Origin of the sequence: Cryobacterium aureum (assembly GCF_002954245.1) — a bacterium.
Taxonomy (GTDB): Bacteria; Actinomycetota; Actinomycetes; order Actinomycetales; family Microbacteriaceae; genus Cryobacterium; species Cryobacterium aureum.
The window spans coordinates 550,885-568,400 of sequence record NZ_PPTG01000048.1 but is presented as its reverse complement, the minus strand read 5'-3'; the positions used below and the strand labels follow the sequence as shown (position 1 = coordinate 568,400).

Here is a 17,516-nt window from a genome sequence, read left to right as displayed (position 1 = left end):
TTGCGGCATTAGCTAATCACCCGCGAGGGGACAACGATTCTTTATGGTGCGACTCGCGATGTGCTCCGCTGCCTTCTTCGACCCTCGCGTTCCTTCGACCCGGCCCAGAAGAGAGGTGGCCCTGGGCTTGACGGGGAAACGCGCGATGCCTTATATTCAACTTATCAGTTCTATACTAGCCAGTTGAATACAAGATTGGACAACATGCCCACGGACCAGCTCAGCCGCACCTTCGCGGCCCTCGCCGACCCGACGCGGCGCGCCATCCTGGCGCGCCTGGCGGACGGCGAGGCGACAGTTGGGCAGCTAGCAGAGCCGTTCGCGATGAGTTTCGCAGCGGTGTCGAAACACCTCCGGGTGCTCGAAGCCGCGGAACTGGTCAGTCGAGGTCGGAATGCGCAGTATCGCCCCGCGACGCTTGACGCTCGACCGCTGGCGAATGCCTGCGCGTGGATCGGCGACTACGCGAAGTTCTGGGGTGCCAGCTTCGATGCCCTCGGTGACGTCCTCGCTGAGATCACGACCACCGAAACAAGCATGACCGACAAAGGAGAAACCTCATGAGCAACCCCGTCAGCATCACCCGCACCTTCCCCGCAACACCCGAGCAGGTCTTCGACGCCTGGACAACGCCTGCTTCTTTCGCGGTCTGGTTCGGGACGGCCGCGGTCCCGGTCGACGATGTCGAGATGAATGTCCGTGTCGGCGGCGGGTGGAAGGCGACCATGCACCTGCCCGACGGCAGCCTGAAGCACTGGGTTGGCGAGTTCACAGAGGTGAATCGTCCGACGCGGCTCGCCCTCACCCTCACCGACCAGCCCGATGATCCGGCCCGCGAGCCCGTCACCGTCGATATCGTCGCCGTCGACGGCGGCGCCATGATGACAATGGTGCAAACCGCCCAGGGCTTCGACGACGCGTCGAAGGCGGCCCTCACGGCCGGATACACCGCGTTCTTCGACGATATGGAGAAGCTGCTCGTCCGCTAGACGGGCACCCGCCGTGTCAGCGCGTTGCGAGGGCGACACTGACCGCAACCCCACCCCGACCGAGTCGTCAAAGTCGAAGCCCGCAACCAGGTCCGCTCAGGGTTCCACCTACGGGATCTGAACAAAGCTGGCGATCGCCTGCTCAGGCGTCCCGGTCGTCGTTCGCGTTACGGGCGGTGTCCTGCGCCGCGCGCCGGTGCCTGGCGGTCAGGGCGTAAGCCGAGCAGCGCGCCTCAGTCCCGCATCCTGATCGAGCTCGGTATAGGTCGTTGGAATCTCGATCGACGTAGTGCCGGTCAGTTCGACGGCGGCGGGGTCGACCGTCTTGTGGAGTCTCATTGAATGAGCTCGACCTGGCTGCCCAGAACGTGGGCTAATTCCCGCTTCGCGCGATGGTACCGACTGCGGACCGTTGACGCCGGCAACCCCAGATACTGGCTAATCTCCGCCAAGCTAAACCCGTCCCAGTGGACTGCGCGAATGACTTCCGAGAGGTCCGGGTCGAGGCGTTGGATCGCGTCCAGAACGTCCAGAACGTCGAGACCGGCAGCGGCATCGTTGTTGGCAGGCAGCACACCCACTGACTCGCGTAGGCGCTCGGCGAGGCGCGAACGGCGCCGTTCTCCACGTGAGTGGTTGAGGACGACATTGCGTGCGATCCCGAACAGCCACATTCGTGCCTCGACGGGATTGGTCGGGACTCTCGCCGCTCCTTTCCACGCGGCGATCATGGTGTCCGAAAGGGCGTCCGGCGCGTCGTTGCTCCCGACGCGGCGTTCGAGGTACCGCAGCAAGTCTCTCGCGTTCTGGTCTAGTGCGTTGGTGAGGCGTTCGTCGCGTGCCCTACGAACAGCACTCACTGATTCGTGCCCTCGCAGGTGATGACGCCCTCGAAATAAGGTCGCTGAGCGCTGTGGAACCCGTGCTGTTGGAGGTCGGCGTCCAGCTCGTCGGCCATCACACCCACCACCCCCGAAGAGTATCGACGGTCGCGGTCGCCTTCAGGAGTCTGTGCCAGTGTTTCCCCGTGGACGGCAACGACTCGTGCGTCGACCTGCGCAGTCGTCGGAACGGGTGCAGAGGCAAAGAAGGCGCGGGCCGCGTCCATGATCTCGGGATCTGCGTTCTGCAGGTTCCCGATCAGGTACTCGCACTGCGCGCCGCTGGGAAGAGTGATCTGCATCGTCGCGTCCGGCTGTTGCGCCCAGGAAGGCCACTCAAAGTTCGTGACGGCGGCCGCGACCCCGGTACCCGCGAGGACCAGTGCGAGCGCGACGCCGGAAATGGCAAGCCGCCGGCCCAGACGACTCGTGACATCCCGAGCGGCTTCAAAACGCGCAGCTCGAGTGGCTTCCTGCAAGGCTGCGTCTGTCATCAGCGCCGAGAGTGGCGCCGGCGCCGCGGCGCGATCGAGCAGATCGTTGAGTGCATCGTCGCGAAAACTCGAGGACGGATCCATAGGAACTCCTTACATCGGGGATGTCTACACACTGAATATGTCCACCTGGCGCCGAAACGACGACGGCCCACACTCAATTGGACCGCGACTGGCGTCCGCCACGATTTTTCCGTACTGCTCAGCGCGCAAGCGAGCCGATCACGTCCGTCCCGGTGAGGGTTCCACCTACGGGATCTGAACAAAGCTGGCGATCGCCTGCTCAGGCGTCCCGGTCGTCGTTCCCCGTGCGGGCAGAGGACGACCGGCGCCAAGATTGCCGCCAGGTGCTCACCTAGGAACCGAAGTTCGGCTAGGCGGTTGGATCAGCGGGCGCACCGTCTGCTTCAATGGGCCTTCCCGTGGGACGAGCATAGTAAGCCCATGGAAACCACATTGTTCCTATTCGATGCCATCCTTCACCCTCTAATCGGTGTCGGCTGGATCCGAATGCCGCGACTCGGAGGTGTTCCCATTGCTCATTAGATTGGATGACGTCGTGGAAGTACATTCCGTAGCTAATTGAATGCCACCCAGTGCGTCCAGCTTCGGCTAGCGCGTCCATCTCGTCAAACGCCGTCAAGGGATAAAGTCGACGTTTCTGGTCAGAAGAATGAGTGTCGGTACTGTCGAGAACCCGCCCGAATCTCTGCTGAGCTGCTTGCCGACTCATGCCAAGTTGCTGCCCGATGCGCTCCCAGCTCACGCTCGCCTGACGAGCGGATGCGACTGCAAACTGCAAAAGCTGAGCTATTTCCTCAGCGCTCCGGGATGTCAGATCGATGAGGTCAAGATAGGAGTCGGGCTCGTGTTCAAGGCGCCCCGCCAGAGTTGAATCGACTGACGCAATTGCGTCTGACAGGGCGCGACGCAGGCCGTCGTCGGTCTGCTCGGGTTCTTCGTTCACTGGTCGCGGGGTGGCTTGGCGGGTGCGATCACTACTGCAAGGGAAGCCCCCGCTGCGCCGAGCAGCAACACGGCGACGACGATCAATATGCTCTTGATCACAATGGAAGCAACGAGAAGCGTGGAAAGGGCGATGCCAACGGAAGCAAGCGCGATAAATGTAGCGGTGAATGCTGCCCGAGATTTTAGGGCCGAATTGTCGTGAACCATGTGTCAATCTTAGATTGACTGGCGCATTTGTCAACCGTGAATTGACATGCGGCGCTCATTGGTTGCAATCCGTGGACTTTCTGACTCCATCGTAAATAACCTTGACCCGCCGTCCCGCAAGGGGTTCCCCTTTCGGGAACGGACTCAGAGCCAGCGATCGTATGCCCAGGTGTGCCGGTGGACTTCCGGCTTACGGGCGGCACCGAACCAATTCCGTCACCTCGCCGACGACACGATCGCCATATCGCCTTGAAAAGGGGAGCTATAATCTGAACATGTTCACCGAACACGTTCACTCAAGGGCTCAAGCACGCGACACGTCACGCATGAAAGTTCTGAGCGCTGCTGAGGACTTATTTGTGCGGCACGGTTTTGCGTCCACAACCATTCGACAGATCGCCGCAAGCGCTGCGGTCAGCGTTGGCACTGTGATGGCTGTTGCCGACAAGAATGGCCTGCTCGTGGAGATCTTCGATCGGAAGATCGCCAGCATCCAGCCCTCGCCTTATGACGCGCCGATCGCGCAGGACCCTGCTGCAGAGATCATCGACATACTCGGTTCGTTTGTACGATTCTTCGCAGCACAGCCAGATTTGGCGCGCGCTTACACTGCCATTCTTGTTGGCGGGAAACACCCGTCGGTGATCTTTGCCGAGTTGACCGGCGTACTCATAAAACAGGTGTCGGACGTACTCACTCGCGCTGGCCACCCTGCGACAAATGCCTCCGCGACAGCCCGCATCATGCACCGCGCATATCTCGGTGAAGTCTTCATCTGGGCGGGCCAGGGTAATTCAAAACCGGACAGCACCCTGACTGAGCTCGAGAAAACGGTGCGCTACCTCGTCAACGGAAAGGTTGCCTGAAATGGATCCGCTCCCCGAGCCCTGGTGGCTGGAAGTTGCCCTTGCTGCAGCCCTAGCAGTCGACGTCGGCATGTCAATCAAGCCGCCAAAGTTCATCCGCGACTGCTTGAACGGAGTGGGGTTTCCGCGCCAGTGGTGGTGGACGCTCATCGTCATCAAATCCCTCGCCGTCACCGGGCTGCTCGTCGGGCTCGCCATTCCAGGAATCGGCCTAGCAGCCACGGTTGGCGTCATCGTCTATTTCTCGTCCGCAGTCGTAGCCCACATCCGCGCGCGCTTCCTCGGCACAGAGCTATGGATCAATTGCCTGGGCTTCATGGCATTCGCCATCGCGACCCTGCTCTTCGGGTTTCTCTTATGACACGCCCGCAGAGGGTTCGTCTTGCGGGCCGTCCGTGCAGACTGTTGCAGCCGGTCTCCCTGACGATTTCCCCGAACGTGGGGATGTTCAGAGGTCAGTGTGCATCGATAGTTGTGCCGGATGCGTTGAACGTTCTTTAAAGAATGAACTTGCTGGGCAACATCACGTGGAGACGGACGCCCCGTGAAGACCGGATTTTCTCGACCCCGATTGGCCGGGCTCCGGCCTCATGACGTCGCTCTGCTCGAGCGGCTTGAGCGCTTCGTCATCCTTTTCACCCTTTGGGTAGCCTGAGATCATGTGGGACACCATGAGCGCCAGCCGCGAAAAGCGCGAGGAATTACATGAGGCATATGTCCGGGAGTTGAAACCGGCGGAGGCGCATCTTCGGAATCGGTTGAGCGGGCCGGGCGATCCGCAACTTGACGGCAGCGTCGAAAGCCTGGACGCCGTGAACGAATGGTTCCTGATGCACATCAAGGAACCGAAAGAGATGGGAACGGCTGATCTGCCGTCTTGGTGGGACCCGGCAAGACCCACAGCCGAGAGCGGTGTTCCGGGAAGCGGTCCATTCACGTCAAGTCAGCTTGAACTGATCAATGAGGTGCAGGCATATCTCGGTGAAGTGTTGACTACCGCTATCCCCGATGCGCACTGGGTGATTTATAAGGGCCACAAGCGTGATTTCAGGAATGGGTTGACGATGCTGGAGGTGGGGAGAGGGCGACCTCTTCCCGTGCGTGATGTCGTATATAAAGAAGCGCTCGGCATTGTTCTGTCTGGGCGCGAGGTGGCAGTTGACACGTTGTCTTCATGGGTGCGGGAAGAGTTGGCCGCATTGGCCTGAACTCAGGTGGGACGCCATGAGCGCCAGCCGCGTGTGGCGTCATTTTATGGCGAAACGTTGAACGCTTTCCAATGTCGGCGCGAGGTCCCGGTCGAGCGACTCTTCGAACTCGTGCGGACGGTTTTGGCTGTCTGAGGAATTTACATTGCGCGAGTCCGAGCCTTCGATCAGTCGACGTGGTCTGGACGAGCAGCTACGGCTGCGCTGCAGGAGCGCGACCTCTCCGGATTGCCTCCGATTCTCGGGCTCCAGGGCGCCTTCGGTGAAGGGGCCGGGTTGCCCAATCCAGGTCCCTCGGCCGAGATCAGATTCTCAGGGGTTGCTGCCCGTTCAGGGTTCCCTGACTGGGACTGGAACGCGCGCTGGATGACTCGGATGTGCCGATCGCGGACTAGCGTTTCAGACAGTTCCCGCTGCTCGTCCTCTTCATTTTGTAGTCGACACTCGTGACTCTTGGCGGTCGGGTGGGTTGACGTTGAGGCGGTGCCTTTGCTCGATGGAGCGGCCCCACGTTGTTCCGGCGAGGATAAGGGCGATACCGAAATATCCGGCGGGTGCCACGCTGTCGTGAGCGATCGTGATCCCGACGATTGTGGCCCAGATTGGCTCGGTTCCGAGGAGGAGGCTGACTCTGGATGGCGATGTGCGCCGGACCGCCCAGGTTTGTACTAGGAAGGCGAAGACTGTGCAGGCGAGAACGAGGTAGAGGAAGAGGACTGTACGTCTGGCGTCGAGCTGGGCAAGGAAGTGCGGGATCGCTTCCCCGTAGAACAGTGACGTCGCCGAGAAGAGCGTCGCGCAGGTGGCCAGTTGCACCGTGGTGAGGTGAAGCGAGTCCATCGGTTTGTTGATCGTGAGTTTGAACATCGTGGTGACGTGGAGGGCGCGAACGATTGCCGCAACGAGGATGAGTAGGTCGCCAAGGCTCGGCGGTTGGAATGCGCCGTTGCTGGCGAGAAGTGCGACTCCGGTGATGGCAATCATGGCGGCGAAGAAAAACCTGCCGGGCAGCCGTCGACCGGATGCCGCGGAATCAAGAATTGGGGTGAAGACGATCGTCAGGCTGATTATGAGTCCGGCATTCGTGGCTGACGTATGGACTATCCCGAAAGTTTCGAAGGCAAACACAGCAGCCAACACAATCCCGAGGATCACCCCCACCCGCAGCTCTGCTGCGGTCACACGGTTCCGCCTTGCGGCCACGATTGCCGCCATGATGGCAGCGGCGAGCATCATGCGTAGCGCGAGGAGTGCCACCACGGAATTTGGCGTGACCAGTTCTTTGGCTACGAGGTATGTCGATCCCCACGATGCGGCGACCAGGAGTAGGAGCAGGTCGACACGGAATCGGCTGAGTAGAACAGTCATTCCTCAATCGTCCAGTTTGACCTCGCGTAAGACAAGAAAGGAGTTTCGTGACGAATGGTTTAGTTTGAACTTATGGAACTAGGTCAGCTTCGCGCATTGAGAGAGTTGGGTGACCGGGGCAGTATTGCCGCCGTCGCTGCGGCGCTATACGTCACGCCGTCGTCGGTCTCGCAACAGATCAGCGCCTTGCAACGTCACTCAGCCGTCCCGTTGACGTTCAAGTACGGACGGCGGACGGCACTCACCGATGCGGGGCGCGCCCTAGCGTTGGCAGCGATCGATGTGGAAGTGGCGCTCGAACGCGCCGGACAGGCAGTAGCACGCTTTCAGGGCGACCCGTTGGGCACCGTTTCAGTGGCGGCCTTCCACAGTGCGGGCCGGGCGGTCTTCGGTCCACTGATCACCGCCTTGAACAGCTCCGATCAGCCTGACGTCCGGCTGAGCGATTTCGACGTGGCTCAGGAAAATTTCCCCCCTCTCACGGCCGAACATGATCTCGTCCTCGCGCACCGGCTGGTCGGCAGCCCGTCATGGCCAGGGTCCGTGCGTGTGGAACCTCTCCTGTTCGAGCCTCTGGACATTGCCGTCCGGCGCGATCACCGACTAGCAGCGAAAGTTGCGATCGAACCCGCGGATCTCCACGACGAGGCATGGGTGGCAGTGCAGGAAGGCTTCCCGCTCGAGCAAGCTATCACCGTGATTGCGGGCATCGGCGGCAGCGAAGCACGCATCCTGCACCGGATCAACGAGTTCCTCGTTGCTGCCGCTGTTGTCGAAGCAAGCGGCTGCATCGCCCTGATGCCGCGGTACACAACCGACATCCACGACCACCCGGACCTCGTCCTGCGTCCGCTCGCCCATCCCGGGCTGGGCCGGCACATCGACTGCCTCGCTCGACCCGAAACACTCGAGCGAAACAACGTGAAGGCAGTCCTATCGCAGATCAGGACGATCGCCATGAGCCTCACCCGGCGACCGCCTACCGTGTAGCCGGATACGTCTTCAACCTCAGGCGTCCCGCAGAGGGTTCGACTTCGGGCACATCGCAAGACCGCAATGCTGTTGGCGTGTGAAGTAGTTCTGGCGGTTCGCGGGGCGGCCCGACGGGCACCGATTACTCGATTACGGCTCGGTACACCTGAGCTTTTCGACCGGGGAAGAGCCAGCTTACGCAGGCGATGGCAAACGGCAAGAGGATGGCAATGGTGATGATGAGCAGCCACGGCGCCGCGAAGGAGGTTCCGGACCCCGGAAGCGTCAGCGCGATCGGTAGGATTAGCCCGATGGCAGCGCCCAGGACAGCTCCGGTTCCGGCAATCATCACGGCTTGCCAGAATCCGAATCCGCGCTGCACGCGCGGACTGCTACCAACTGCCGCCAGCGTCGCCTGGTCACGACGCCCGTCGAAGCGTGCGAGCCCGATCGCCACGGCAGCCGCGCCGACGGCAATCAGTGCGCTCAAGCCCAGGAGCCCCCAGGACAGGGCGTCTGATGCGGTCGTCGGCCCGCGCTCCACTTCGGCCCAGTATTGACCGGGTTGTTGGATCAGCGTGCCAATCGCCGCGTTGAGCGCATCCGTTTGGCTATCTGTCGGCAGTGAGGTGGTGGAGGCGAGAACTATCGAATCGGCATAGTCGAGCCCGAGCTTCTGAGCGGTCTGCTCGGAGATGAATATGCCGAAGTTGATCGGAAGGGCGGCCTCGTTGACCACCGCGTTGATGCTCACGCTTTTTGCGCCGTCACCCATTCCCTCGCCGAAATGGTCCTCTCTATAGGACTCCTGCCACGATGCGGCCGTCCACCATGCCATCGTCACCTTGCCGTCGGCCAGATACTCCGGATAGAGCGAGACTGCTTCGCCATTCGCCAGCGCATCCTTGGCCGCTTGGGTTGGTTCCGAACCCAGGACGAGCGCCAGATCGGTCTCATCGCCGACCATGATGTGGTCTTGGCCACCAAAAGCAACGATGCCGCTCGTGACGAACGAGTGCTGACACCGCCAGTCGGCTTCCATCTCCTTCAAGGCCTTTCGCGCAGCCTGGTTCGTTAGCGGACCATCCCACGCGGATATGGCGGAGCACCGGTTGGCCGGAGGGAGAGCGAGAGCGGGCACGAGTTGAGCCGCCTCTGTGTCGGACAGTCGAGTGTCCAGCGACACCGGGCGTCGAGGATCCGCGACGCTCATGAGCGTGCGCACCGTGTCGACGTCCACGGAGGCCCGTGCCGCAGCGACGAACGCGTCCGGCTTGGCAAAAGTCGTATCTGTGCGTGTCTCCTGATCCCGATAGTTGAGCGTCAGCCGCACCTGTCCTGGCATGGTCGAATACTGATAGTTGTCGCGGTTGGTCGTTTCGTTACTCGTCATCATCGTCATGGCGAAGACGGCGGCGAATACCGTGGTCATGATCACGGCCAAGGCAGGAATGCTTCGGCCGGTATTGCGTGCGGCATCTCGGGATGCCAGTCGGGCAGCGACTCCTTTTTTCGAGAGCAGTCGCGCGAGGAGTCGGAGTACGAGTCCGCTGCATAGGAGTAGACCGAGCTGAGCCAGGATCGGCCCCGAGAGCAACATTGCGAACAGCGCCCCGTAAAGTACGCCCGTGGAGTCGAGGAAGCCCTGATCGGCCAGAACGATGTTCAGAATGCCGCCAAAGAGCGTTATGGAAATCCCGACCAGCACGGCGATGATGCCAATGATCGGTCGTCGTTTGCTCGGGTTGGAGCGACGTCTGGCACCGCGCAAAGCAGCGATCACGTCGAGTTTCGAAGCGCGGATTGCGGGAACGACGGCGCCGGCCCATCCGATTAAGATGGCGAAGATGGCGATGCCGATCATGGCGGGCCACCAGAGGTGGTAGCCGAAGTACATGGTCGCGCTGCCGTCGTCGGTGAGCAGCATGAACACCGAGCCAGCTCCAATGCCGACTCCTGCCCCCGCGATGCCGCCGAGCGCGCCGAGGACAACGCCATTTGCCGCGATGATCGAGAAGATGGTCGAACGGTTCGCGCCGACGCTGGCGACCGTCGCAAGCGAACGCTCCTGGGCCCTGGCACCTACTGCGAATGCGGCACCCGCGAGGAGCATCACTTCGAGGAGACCGAATCCCATGATCAACCCGGCGACCACGATCCAGGTGCCGAGGGCGTTAACGTCGCTCACGGCGGGAGGCGCGGCAGCCGGAGGCGGATTTTCGAAGACATCACGCGAGAGCGCGACAATGCCGTGCTCGTTCAGCTTTTGAACTTGTGCCCAGTCAACAATCGTGTCTGGAAGGTAGGTGTACGCTCCCGGATTGTTCTCGGCGCCTGTGTCTCCGCCGAAGGTTCCGGGAAATCCGAACAGAGTCTGACCGCTGGAGGGCTGGGTGCGATCATCGAGTTCGCCAACCACAGTGACCGTCTTCTTCACCGGTGCAAGCAGCTCGGCCTCATCGCCGAGGCTAAGACCCAACCGGTCTAGCATCGCTGCGGACACCAGCACCTCGTTCGTGTTTTGAGGAGTCTGGCCAGCCGTCACGTCATAGTGGCCCGCCATCGACGGGTCCCAGGTTTCGCCCTCCACGGCATTCAGTACTGCTACACCGGAGCGGGTTTTCGCCGTCACTGACGTGGGGAAAACGGGGATCATCCGGGTGTCGGCTGGGAACAGTGCGCGCAGTTCGACCGGCTCGGTCTCTTCGCCGATTGAGCCCCTGGACATCATCGAGAACGGGTCTTGTTGGATGCTCCTGCCCGGCATAGAGAGCTGAATCTGAGCTTGTGTGTGCCCGAGGGTGACGGCCAAATGTTCTGCCGTCGTCGCCACCGTGCTCGGGATGATCAGGGCGATGGCGGCCATTCCGGCTACCGGCAGCGCGACCAGCGCGACGATCAGTGCGCTGCGACCCGGAGACCGGGCGCTCGACCGGCGGGCGATTCGCAGGGCGACCGTTGCCCGGCGGAGGGCGGCGAGGAGTCGGGGCGGAGTGCTTGCCATGCTGGGGCCCCGGTGTGGTCCTGCCGGGGCGGCTTGCGCGGGAGCGCGGCGGGTTCCAGAACGTTTCATGTTGTGCGCCGTCCGGCGAGTAGTGATTCGGGATGATCGCGTACGTGCTCGTCCACGATCCGGCCATCTCGGAGGAACACAATGCGATCGGCCCAGGCCGCGTGGCGTGCGTCGTGGGTGACCAGAATGCCGCCGGCACCGGCATCCACCCGGTCGCGCAGCATCCGCAGGACGCCCTCCCCGGTAGCGGAGTCGAGGGCGCCGGTGGGTTCGTCGGCGAGGATCAGGCGTCTGGTGCCGACGATGGCGCGGGCGATCGCGACCCGCTGCTGCTGGCCACCGGACAGGTCATCGGGGAAACGCTGCGCGCGGTCCTTCAGCCCGACCGCCGCGAGTGCGTCGAGGCCGGCCGTGCGCGTCTTCCGGCGAGGCCATCCGTCCAGTTCGAGCGGCAGGGTGACGTTTTCCAGGGCGGTGAGCGTCGGGATCAGATTGAAGTCCTGGAACACGAAGCCAAGCGTTCGGCGACGCAGGACGGCAATTTGCGCGGAGGGCAGGTCGGAGAGCCATTGGCCCTCGATGACGACTTCACCGCTAGTCGGCTGGGTCAGCCCACCGGCGATTGTCAGCAGGGTCGATTTGCCCGAACCAGACGCACCCATGATTGCGACGAGCTCGCCGCGGGATACCGTGAGGTCAATGCCGGAAAGGGCCATGACGGAGGTCTCGCCCTTGCCGTAGTGCATGGCGACCCCGTCGAGGCGCAGAAGTTCATCGGGCATTGTGGGGCGCGTCGAACCAGCGGCGAGGTGCGTGCTCATCGCGAACCAGCGACCTGTGCGTCGTTATCCGCAGCCGCCCTGACCGGTCGGCCGCGTTTCGGCGGTTCCAGCTTGAGCTGCATCGGCGCCATCAGACCGGCGGCGGATGCCCGTGCCAGCCTGGCCTCCGAATGGTCCAGCCAGCGCACCTCGGCTTCTGCGGCGAAGATGAGCGAGTCGACGACGAGCTGCCAGGCGAGGTCTCCGGCGGACTCCGGCTCGCCGCTCGCGTTCTTGGTCTTCGTCAGATCCTGCAGTGTGCGCAGGCTCCCACGGCGCTGCACCTGGATCACTTCGGAGATGTCTACACCGGGCAGGGTGACCGCGATGGCCAGCTTGATCGCGAGCTCGTCACGCGCGGCAGCTGAGCGCACCACGGGAGAGCTGAGCCAGCTCGTGACTTCGGTGTGACCGGCATCCGTGATCTGGTAATAAACGTGGCCGTGATCGTCGGTGTCGCCCTTAGCGACGAGGCCATCGCGCTCGAGTCGGTCGAGAGTGTTGTAGATCTGGCCAACATTCAGCGGCCAGATCGACCCGGTCCGGCGGTCGAACTCCGTTCGCAGCTGGTAGCCGTAGCACGGTCCCTGATTGAGGATTGCGAGAAGGCTTTGACGAACGGACATAGGTGCTCCCTGAAGTTGCGTGTTGCGGTCGCGGAAGAGTAATGCAAACCACGTATCTAGTTACATAGTATTGATATACCGAGAATGCACCAAATCGGCCACGACACGCGGGAAGAGACACGTTCTAGACCGTGTTCTCGACGGTGGCAATGCATTAGCCACGATCGATGTACGGGAGATCCTCGTTTCCGCACCGCACGCGCCAGTCGCTAGCGGTGGGCCTTCCCGTTGAGGGTTCGGCTACGGGCACTGACTCTGTCAGGCTAGTGATTTCTTCAAACGCTTACCCCCGTGTCTGGCAGCACGTACTTTGTCAAGGAGGGGGTACACGAAATGCAACTGCAAAGACCGGCCTTTCCCGTGCTCCTCGCCGTGACTGCGCGGTCCTGGATCCTCGGCATTCCGTCGCTGGCCCTCATCGCCGTGGCTGGGCTTCAGTTCGCGATCATGTCCCATGCGGGTCTCGGAGAATCTTGCTATCAGATCCCCGAGCTAGGTAATCTGGCTCTGCCCCCACCAGGCTGGACTACTGACGGCGCATTTTCGTTCTTCCCCATTGGGGTCCAATGCTCCTATTTCACGAGCGATCATGAACTCCTCCTAGTACATACCCAGAGCAGCGTGTGGGACTGGGGAATCACATTCGCCGCGATCCTCGGAGTCCTGGGCTTTGCTCTCTTTCTGACGGCTCGACTCGCAACTCGACGGTCCTGGCACGAATCTCTCTGAAGAATTAGACCCAGACCGTCCCGTCGGGGGTTCCCCTTGCGGAGCGCGGCCACGTCCTGGCTAGGAGTGTCGAATCTTGGCGCAGATGCGGTGACTTCGAACCGCTGATTACCGCGCGTTTGATCGAGCTGCGCGATATTCGTAGCGGGGCCAACTATTCGTATCGGGTGCTTGTGATGTCTGTGTTCTTTGTGGCGCTGGCGAATGTTGTGAGGACGGAGAGCGTGGCGAGGATCAGGCTGAACGCGATGACGATGTAGTAGGAGGGACCGGGCCAATCGATGGTGCGCACCCCTGGGGAGAGCCCGGTTACGAGTGCCCAGGCGACGACGACACCAAAGCCGATGCATGCAGCAAACACGGTCGCCAGAGGGAGCGCGGTTTCGCTGGCGATGACGCGACGAAGGGTCCTGCTCGGCATTCCCATCAGTCGAAGTAGACCGAACACACGGCGGCGGGCGAGGATACCCGCGATCGTGGCTACGGCGAGGGAGATCACGGAGATGAGCGTGATGATGACGATTCCGATATTGGCGAGGCCGGCGAAGCTGTTCGCCAGGGTCGCCGTGTAGTTGGTTTGCAGCTCTGCGCGTGTGCTCGGCACGTTGTAGGACGCTATTTCGCTGTTGACGGCTGCCGTGCGGGCTCGCTCTAGACCTGCCGCGGTGCCGTCTGTGGCGATTAGAAGGATCGGATTGGCTAGTTCTGATTGCAAGATGTCGGGCGCTGCCGTGACGTTCAGAGGTTCGTTGTTCTCGAAGCCGGGCGTTATGCCGACGTAGTCGGTGGTGATGGTCGCAGCTTCTGCGGCGGTAAGTATGCCGAGGTGCAGGGCGTCGGACCGACTGAGATACGGCCCGTCATACTGTTGCAACGTGAAGGAAGCGAGCCCGACGTGTTCCACGCCGGGGGCGGCCGCGAGTGCCGAGATCTGTTTGTCGGTGGGGTCGGTGAGCGGACGATTGATGAGCGTTGACATGGACAGATGTGCGTCATCGTCGGCGAGAGCGGTCGCTTCTTCTACAGCTGTCACCGCGGTCGCGAAGACCGAGACGAGGAAGAGGGCGAGAACGAGGCCGCTGACGGATCGGAAAGTGGTGCGGGGTAGGAGCCGGATGCGATTGAACGCGATCACACCCGCTGCGGTGCGCGCGTGGCGCGTGGCTATCCGGCTGGTCAGGAAGGTGAGGTAGGGGCCGGCGATCAGTAACCCGATCGTGGTGAGCACGAATCCGGCGATGATGACGAGTTGAGAGTTCGGGATGATGAAGGCGACGCGGGGTGCGAGTGCTGAAGCAATCAACGCGCTGAGCCCGACGATAAGCGGTAGGACCGACACGAGTCGCGGTGTCCGCTCATGCTCTTGGCGTGAAGCACCGAGGGGGCCGAAGCCTGCTCGTCGTGCCCGGTGCCACGCCACGAGGGTGCTCCCGGCGATCGTGATGGCAATGATGACGGTGGCACTGATCGGGTCGACAAGAATGTCGGTAACGAAGAAGGTTAGGCCGTCGATCGGGACCAGCGCGGCCAGGGGCGCTAGCAGAATCGCGAGTATCACCCCGGCTATAGCGCCGAAGAGACTGGTCACCGCAGTCTCGGTCGCCGCGATGCGCGCCACGGCGGCGGGAGCTGCGCCAATGAGGCGAAGAGTGGCGAACCGTTCTCGTCGTTGCGTTGCCCCGAGCGCGGTCACAATGCTCACCAGGAGCAGCACGGGGATGAGGATCGCGATTGCGCCGATGATCGCGAGGGTCAAGTAAGCCCAGTTTCCACCGAACAGCGCTCCGGTGAATGCAGTCACAACGGTGACGTTGGTCTCCGTAGCGAGGCGTTCGGGGGTTTGCCCGACGATGACAACGAGGGAGTCCGGGCTCGCCAATGCGGTCTCCGGGATCTCGCCCTCGGGAGTGCCGTACCGGTCGCCCAGCTCGTTGGAGGGAACCGCAGTGATGAGGTCGATGAGCGCCGGCGAGGCAAAGTATTGTCCGGGCTCGGGGAAGTGGTCCATTCCAGGAATGCGAACAGTTGAGCCAGGTTCTGCGGCGACTGTGACGAGCGTGATGGACTGACCCTGGTAATAATCTCCCGACATGGTGGCAAGGACCTGACCTGACGCCGACGGGCTCGTTTGGTCGGTCAGCTGCACTGCAGAGGGGCCGCCGAGTTGTGTCCACGCGGAGCGGAGTTCTCGCTGGTGTATTCCGTTGTACGCGCCCCAAATCAGCAGCAGGAGTGTGACTCCGACAGCGACTCCGGCCGAGATCCCCAGGAGGCGCTTTTTCGCGTCCCCGTTGTTCACGGTCAGCAGTCTGGTGAGTTGGAAGCTCATAGCCGGAGCGCTTCCGCGCTCTGTCCGGCCGTGATGCGGCCATCCCGGACAATGACCTCCCGATCCGCATACGACGCGGTTCGGGGGTCGTGGGTGATGATCACTACGGTGGTCCCAGTCGCCCGCGCCAGCTCGGTCAGGGTGACCATCACGTTCTCCGCAGCCAGCGAGTCCAAGGACCCCGTCGGCTCATCGGCGAAAACCACTTGGGGTGCCGTGACCAGGGCACGGGCGATCGCGACTCTCTGTGCCTGGCCGCCGGAGAGCTCGCCGGGGAGCTTGTCGCCGTGTCCGTTCAAGCCCAGACGGTCCAGCCAGGTCGCAGCCTGCCGCAGCGCGTCACGCCGTTTCACCCCCGAGAGCATAAGGGGGATGGTGACGTTATCGATCGCGGTCAAATCCGGAAGCAGCTGACCGAACTGAAACACGAATCCGAAGTCGCTCAGCCGTAACGCAGAACGTGCGGCTTCATTGAGCGCTGTGATTTCGACCTTGTTGTAGGTGACGGAGCCGGTATCAGGCTTCAACACCCCAGCCAGGACGTGCAGCAGTGTCGACTTTCCGGATCCCGATGGCCCCATTACCGCAACGATCTCACCGGCATGAATATCGATATTTACGCCCCGCAGCGCTTCGGTGCCGCCGAACGCGACTCGAAGGTCCCGGCCCGATAACAGCGGTCCGGCAGGTTCGTGCAGCTGCATTCTCATGCGCCGGCCACCTGCGCCCGCAACTCGGTCAGGCGAGCGCTTGTGAGGTCGATCCATCGCAAGTCAGCCTCGATGTGGAACATGGCATGGTCGCACACCAGAACCTTGATGAGATCGGCACCGCGTTTTGCCGCTGTCAGTTCCCGAAGTCGTTTCATGTGCTCTGCGCGCTGCCCGTCCAACAGGCGTCCCGCGTCATCACCCAGCAACAACGCGATGACTGTTTTGGCGAACAGGTTTCTCTGCAGTAACGGCTCGGGAGCGTCAGGGGTGAACATCCACGTAGCAACCCGCGCCCGTCCAAGCTCGGTGATCTCATATCGCTTCCGGTCGGGTCCCCCTCCCGGTTGCTCACCGAGCAGATCGATCAGGCCGTCACGTAGAAGACGCGCGAGAGTCGCGTAGACCTGCCCGAAGGCCAGCGGTTTCTCCGCACCGAAGAACCGGTCGTAACCGTGCTTCAAGTCATAGCCGTAGCTCGGTCCGGTACCGAGCAGGCCCAAAAGAGTCTGCGTGTTGTCCATAAACACGACTATACACCACACGTATACTTGAGGTGTATAGACGCACCGTCGTGGTCGTAGTCACCCCGAAACGTGACCGTCCCGTATGGGGTTCCCCTTTGCGGGCGCGGGTGATTTGAGTCGCGTGTGGCAGCATTCTCTAATGCCTGCTACTACTCGACTCATATCCGTCAACGATGTGGAGCGCCTCGCCGACCTTCAGCTATCCAGTCGGCTTTTCTTAGCTCCATGGGACCCAATCCGCGCGGACCCCTACTTCACGGTGGCAGGTCAGCAGGCGGAAGTTGAAAACGCGCTCGCTCGGCACGGCCGAGGCGAGGCCGTGCCACACGTGATTCTCGACGAGGATTCGCAGGTTGTAGGTCGAATCACGTTCAGTGGGATCACCTACGGAGCCTTTCAGTCCTGCAACATGGGCTACTGGGTCGCTCAAGAGAGCAACGGACGTGGCTATGCCACCAACGCAGTTCGAGCGATGACCGCACTGGCATTCAAAGAATTGAGTCTGCACAGAATCCAGGCCGAGACGCTGATCCCCAACGCGCGCTCCCAACGAGTCCTCGAACGCGTGGGCTTCGTGCGCTACGGAACTGCACCCAAATACCTGAAAATTGCGGGCCGGTGGCAGGACCATCTCATGTATCAGCTGCTCACCGATTCCCATTAAACGGGCAACTTCGCCCACGCCGTTCCAAACCCAGTACCGCAAGACGTTCCCTGCGGGCAGGTTTGGGCCGATCCCAGCAAGTCGAGAACTCCACCGAACCCTCCTTGAAGGTGCCGCCTCGAAGAGGTCCAGCAGCAAGCTAC

General features: G+C 62.0%; 18 protein-coding genes. 7 read left to right on the top strand and 11 right to left on the bottom strand.

The features are described from left to right. The first annotated feature begins 204 nt into the window (after window positions 1-204). A complete protein-coding gene (locus tag CJ028_RS19505; protein ID WP_105036965.1) occupies window positions 205-564 on the top strand; it encodes an ArsR/SmtB family transcription factor in 360 nt (119 codons plus the stop codon). Further along, the gene (locus CJ028_RS19500) at window positions 561-989 is read left to right on the top strand and encodes an SRPBCC family protein (protein WP_105036811.1); all 429 of its coding nucleotides are present in this window, start codon (window positions 561-563) and stop codon (window positions 987-989) included. Before CJ028_RS19505 ends, CJ028_RS19500 begins: the two co-directional genes overlap by 4 nt. 207 nt (window positions 990-1,196) lie before the next feature. Here the strand turns inward: CJ028_RS19500 and CJ028_RS21790 are convergent, their stop codons facing one another. The 4 genes from CJ028_RS21790 to CJ028_RS19480 form a co-directional block, all read right to left on the bottom strand. After that, a complete protein-coding gene (locus CJ028_RS21790) occupies window positions 1,197-1,328 on the bottom strand; it encodes a hypothetical protein (RefSeq protein WP_276309406.1) in 132 nt (43 codons plus the stop codon). Further along, window positions 1,325-1,849, bottom strand: coding sequence for an RNA polymerase sigma factor (locus CJ028_RS19495; protein WP_105036810.1), 525 nt, complete (start codon window positions 1,847-1,849; stop codon window positions 1,325-1,327). Before CJ028_RS19495 ends, CJ028_RS21790 begins: the two co-directional genes overlap by 4 nt. Then, window positions 1,846-2,448 (bottom strand): hypothetical protein, encoded by a 603-nt coding sequence (locus CJ028_RS19490; protein ID WP_105036809.1) that lies wholly within the window; start codon window positions 2,446-2,448, stop codon window positions 1,846-1,848. The genes CJ028_RS19495 and CJ028_RS19490 overlap by 4 nt, the downstream gene beginning before the upstream one ends. An 879-nt stretch (window positions 2,449-3,327) precedes the next feature. After that, window positions 3,328-3,540: a hypothetical protein gene (locus CJ028_RS19480; RefSeq protein ID WP_105036807.1), complete on the bottom strand. Its 213-nt coding sequence runs from the start codon at window positions 3,538-3,540 to the stop codon at window positions 3,328-3,330. Between the two features lie 275 nt (window positions 3,541-3,815). On the opposite strand from CJ028_RS19480, the gene CJ028_RS19475 reads away from it, so the two are divergent. From CJ028_RS19475 to CJ028_RS19465, 3 genes are all read left to right on the top strand, one after another. After that, complete coding sequence (locus CJ028_RS19475) at window positions 3,816-4,406, top strand: TetR/AcrR family transcriptional regulator (RefSeq protein ID WP_161499031.1); 591 nt, start codon at window positions 3,816-3,818, stop codon at window positions 4,404-4,406. A gap of 1 nt (window position 4,407) precedes the next feature. Further along, on the top strand, window positions 4,408-4,767 hold the full coding sequence (locus CJ028_RS19470; protein WP_105036805.1) for a DoxX family protein: 360 nt from the start codon (window positions 4,408-4,410) through the stop codon (window positions 4,765-4,767). A 298-nt stretch (window positions 4,768-5,065) separates the two neighbouring features. Further along, window positions 5,066-5,614, top strand: a complete 549-nt coding sequence (locus tag CJ028_RS19465; RefSeq protein WP_105036804.1) for a hypothetical protein — start codon at window positions 5,066-5,068, stop codon at window positions 5,612-5,614. Between the two features lie 426 nt (window positions 5,615-6,040). Here the strand turns inward: CJ028_RS19465 and CJ028_RS19460 are convergent, their stop codons facing one another. Next, window positions 6,041-6,982, bottom strand: a complete 942-nt coding sequence (locus CJ028_RS19460) for a DMT family transporter (protein ID WP_105036803.1) — start codon at window positions 6,980-6,982, stop codon at window positions 6,041-6,043. 72 nt (window positions 6,983-7,054) lie between these two features. On the opposite strand from CJ028_RS19460, the gene CJ028_RS19455 reads away from it, so the two are divergent. Further along, window positions 7,055-7,972: a LysR family transcriptional regulator gene (locus CJ028_RS19455; RefSeq protein WP_105036802.1), complete on the top strand. Its 918-nt coding sequence runs from the start codon at window positions 7,055-7,057 to the stop codon at window positions 7,970-7,972. Window positions 7,973-8,096: 124 nt separating this feature from the next. Here CJ028_RS19455 and CJ028_RS19450 read toward each other — a convergent pair whose 3' ends face one another. The 6 genes from CJ028_RS19450 to CJ028_RS19420 form a co-directional block, all read right to left on the bottom strand. Beyond that, on the bottom strand, window positions 8,097-10,958 hold the full coding sequence (locus tag CJ028_RS19450; protein WP_105036801.1) for an FtsX-like permease family protein: 2,862 nt from the start codon (window positions 10,956-10,958) through the stop codon (window positions 8,097-8,099). A gap of 65 nt (window positions 10,959-11,023) precedes the next feature. Further along, window positions 11,024-11,749 (bottom strand): ABC transporter ATP-binding protein, encoded by a 726-nt coding sequence (locus CJ028_RS19445; RefSeq protein WP_105036964.1) that lies wholly within the window; start codon window positions 11,747-11,749, stop codon window positions 11,024-11,026. A gap of 35 nt (window positions 11,750-11,784) precedes the next feature. Beyond that, window positions 11,785-12,414, bottom strand: coding sequence for a PadR family transcriptional regulator (locus CJ028_RS19440; RefSeq protein ID WP_105036800.1), 630 nt, complete (start codon window positions 12,412-12,414; stop codon window positions 11,785-11,787). An 883-nt stretch (window positions 12,415-13,297) separates the two neighbouring features. Continuing rightward, entirely contained in the window at window positions 13,298-15,472 is a 2,175-nt protein-coding gene (locus CJ028_RS19430; protein ID WP_105036798.1) for an ABC transporter permease, read from the bottom strand. Further along, window positions 15,469-16,182 carry an ATP-binding cassette domain-containing protein gene (locus CJ028_RS19425; RefSeq protein WP_105036797.1) on the bottom strand — a complete coding sequence of 238 codons (714 nt, stop codon included), beginning with the start codon at window positions 16,180-16,182 and terminating at the stop codon, window positions 15,469-15,471. The genes CJ028_RS19430 and CJ028_RS19425 overlap by 4 nt, the downstream gene beginning before the upstream one ends. After that, window positions 16,179-16,706 (bottom strand): PadR family transcriptional regulator, encoded by a 528-nt coding sequence (locus CJ028_RS19420; protein ID WP_105036796.1) that lies wholly within the window; start codon window positions 16,704-16,706, stop codon window positions 16,179-16,181. The genes CJ028_RS19425 and CJ028_RS19420 overlap by 4 nt, the downstream gene beginning before the upstream one ends. A 142-nt stretch (window positions 16,707-16,848) precedes the next feature. Between CJ028_RS19420 and CJ028_RS19415 the strand changes: the two genes are divergently transcribed. Further along, entirely contained in the window at window positions 16,849-17,373 is a 525-nt protein-coding gene (locus tag CJ028_RS19415) for a GNAT family N-acetyltransferase (protein WP_105036963.1), read from the top strand. Window positions 17,374-17,516 lie beyond the last annotated feature (143 nt).

Coding starts and splice junctions, on each gene's coding strand:
- CJ028_RS19440 (WP_105036800.1), bottom strand. CDS start 12,414: ATGTCCGTTCGTCAAAGCCTTCTCGCAATCCTCAATCAGGGACCGTGC.
- CJ028_RS19490 (WP_105036809.1), bottom strand. CDS start 2,448: ATGGATCCGTCCTCGAGTTTTCGCGACGATGCACTCAACGATCTGCTC.
- CJ028_RS19455 (WP_105036802.1), top strand. CDS start 7,055: ATGGAACTAGGTCAGCTTCGCGCATTGAGAGAGTTGGGTGACCGGGGC.
- CJ028_RS19505 (WP_105036965.1), top strand. CDS start 205: ATGCCCACGGACCAGCTCAGCCGCACCTTCGCGGCCCTCGCCGACCCG.
- CJ028_RS19460 (WP_105036803.1), bottom strand. CDS start 6,982: ATGACTGTTCTACTCAGCCGATTCCGTGTCGACCTGCTCCTACTCCTG.
- CJ028_RS19430 (WP_105036798.1), bottom strand. CDS start 15,472: ATGAGCTTCCAACTCACCAGACTGCTGACCGTGAACAACGGGGACGCG.
- CJ028_RS19475 (WP_161499031.1), top strand. CDS start 3,816: ATGTTCACCGAACACGTTCACTCAAGGGCTCAAGCACGCGACACGTCA.
- CJ028_RS21790 (WP_276309406.1), bottom strand. CDS start 1,328: ATGAGACTCCACAAGACGGTCGACCCCGCCGCCGTCGAACTGACCGGC.
- CJ028_RS19425 (WP_105036797.1), bottom strand. CDS start 16,182: ATGAGAATGCAGCTGCACGAACCTGCCGGACCGCTGTTATCGGGCCGG.
- CJ028_RS19465 (WP_105036804.1), top strand. CDS start 5,066: ATGTGGGACACCATGAGCGCCAGCCGCGAAAAGCGCGAGGAATTACAT.
- CJ028_RS19415 (WP_105036963.1), top strand. CDS start 16,849: ATGCCTGCTACTACTCGACTCATATCCGTCAACGATGTGGAGCGCCTC.
- CJ028_RS19450 (WP_105036801.1), bottom strand. CDS start 10,958: ATGGCAAGCACTCCGCCCCGACTCCTCGCCGCCCTCCGCCGGGCAACG.
- CJ028_RS19480 (WP_105036807.1), bottom strand. CDS start 3,540: ATGGTTCACGACAATTCGGCCCTAAAATCTCGGGCAGCATTCACCGCT.
- CJ028_RS19470 (WP_105036805.1), top strand. CDS start 4,408: ATGGATCCGCTCCCCGAGCCCTGGTGGCTGGAAGTTGCCCTTGCTGCA.
- CJ028_RS19500 (WP_105036811.1), top strand. CDS start 561: ATGAGCAACCCCGTCAGCATCACCCGCACCTTCCCCGCAACACCCGAG.
- CJ028_RS19420 (WP_105036796.1), bottom strand. CDS start 16,706: ATGGACAACACGCAGACTCTTTTGGGCCTGCTCGGTACCGGACCGAGC.
- CJ028_RS19445 (WP_105036964.1), bottom strand. CDS start 11,749: ATGCCCGATGAACTTCTGCGCCTCGACGGGGTCGCCATGCACTACGGC.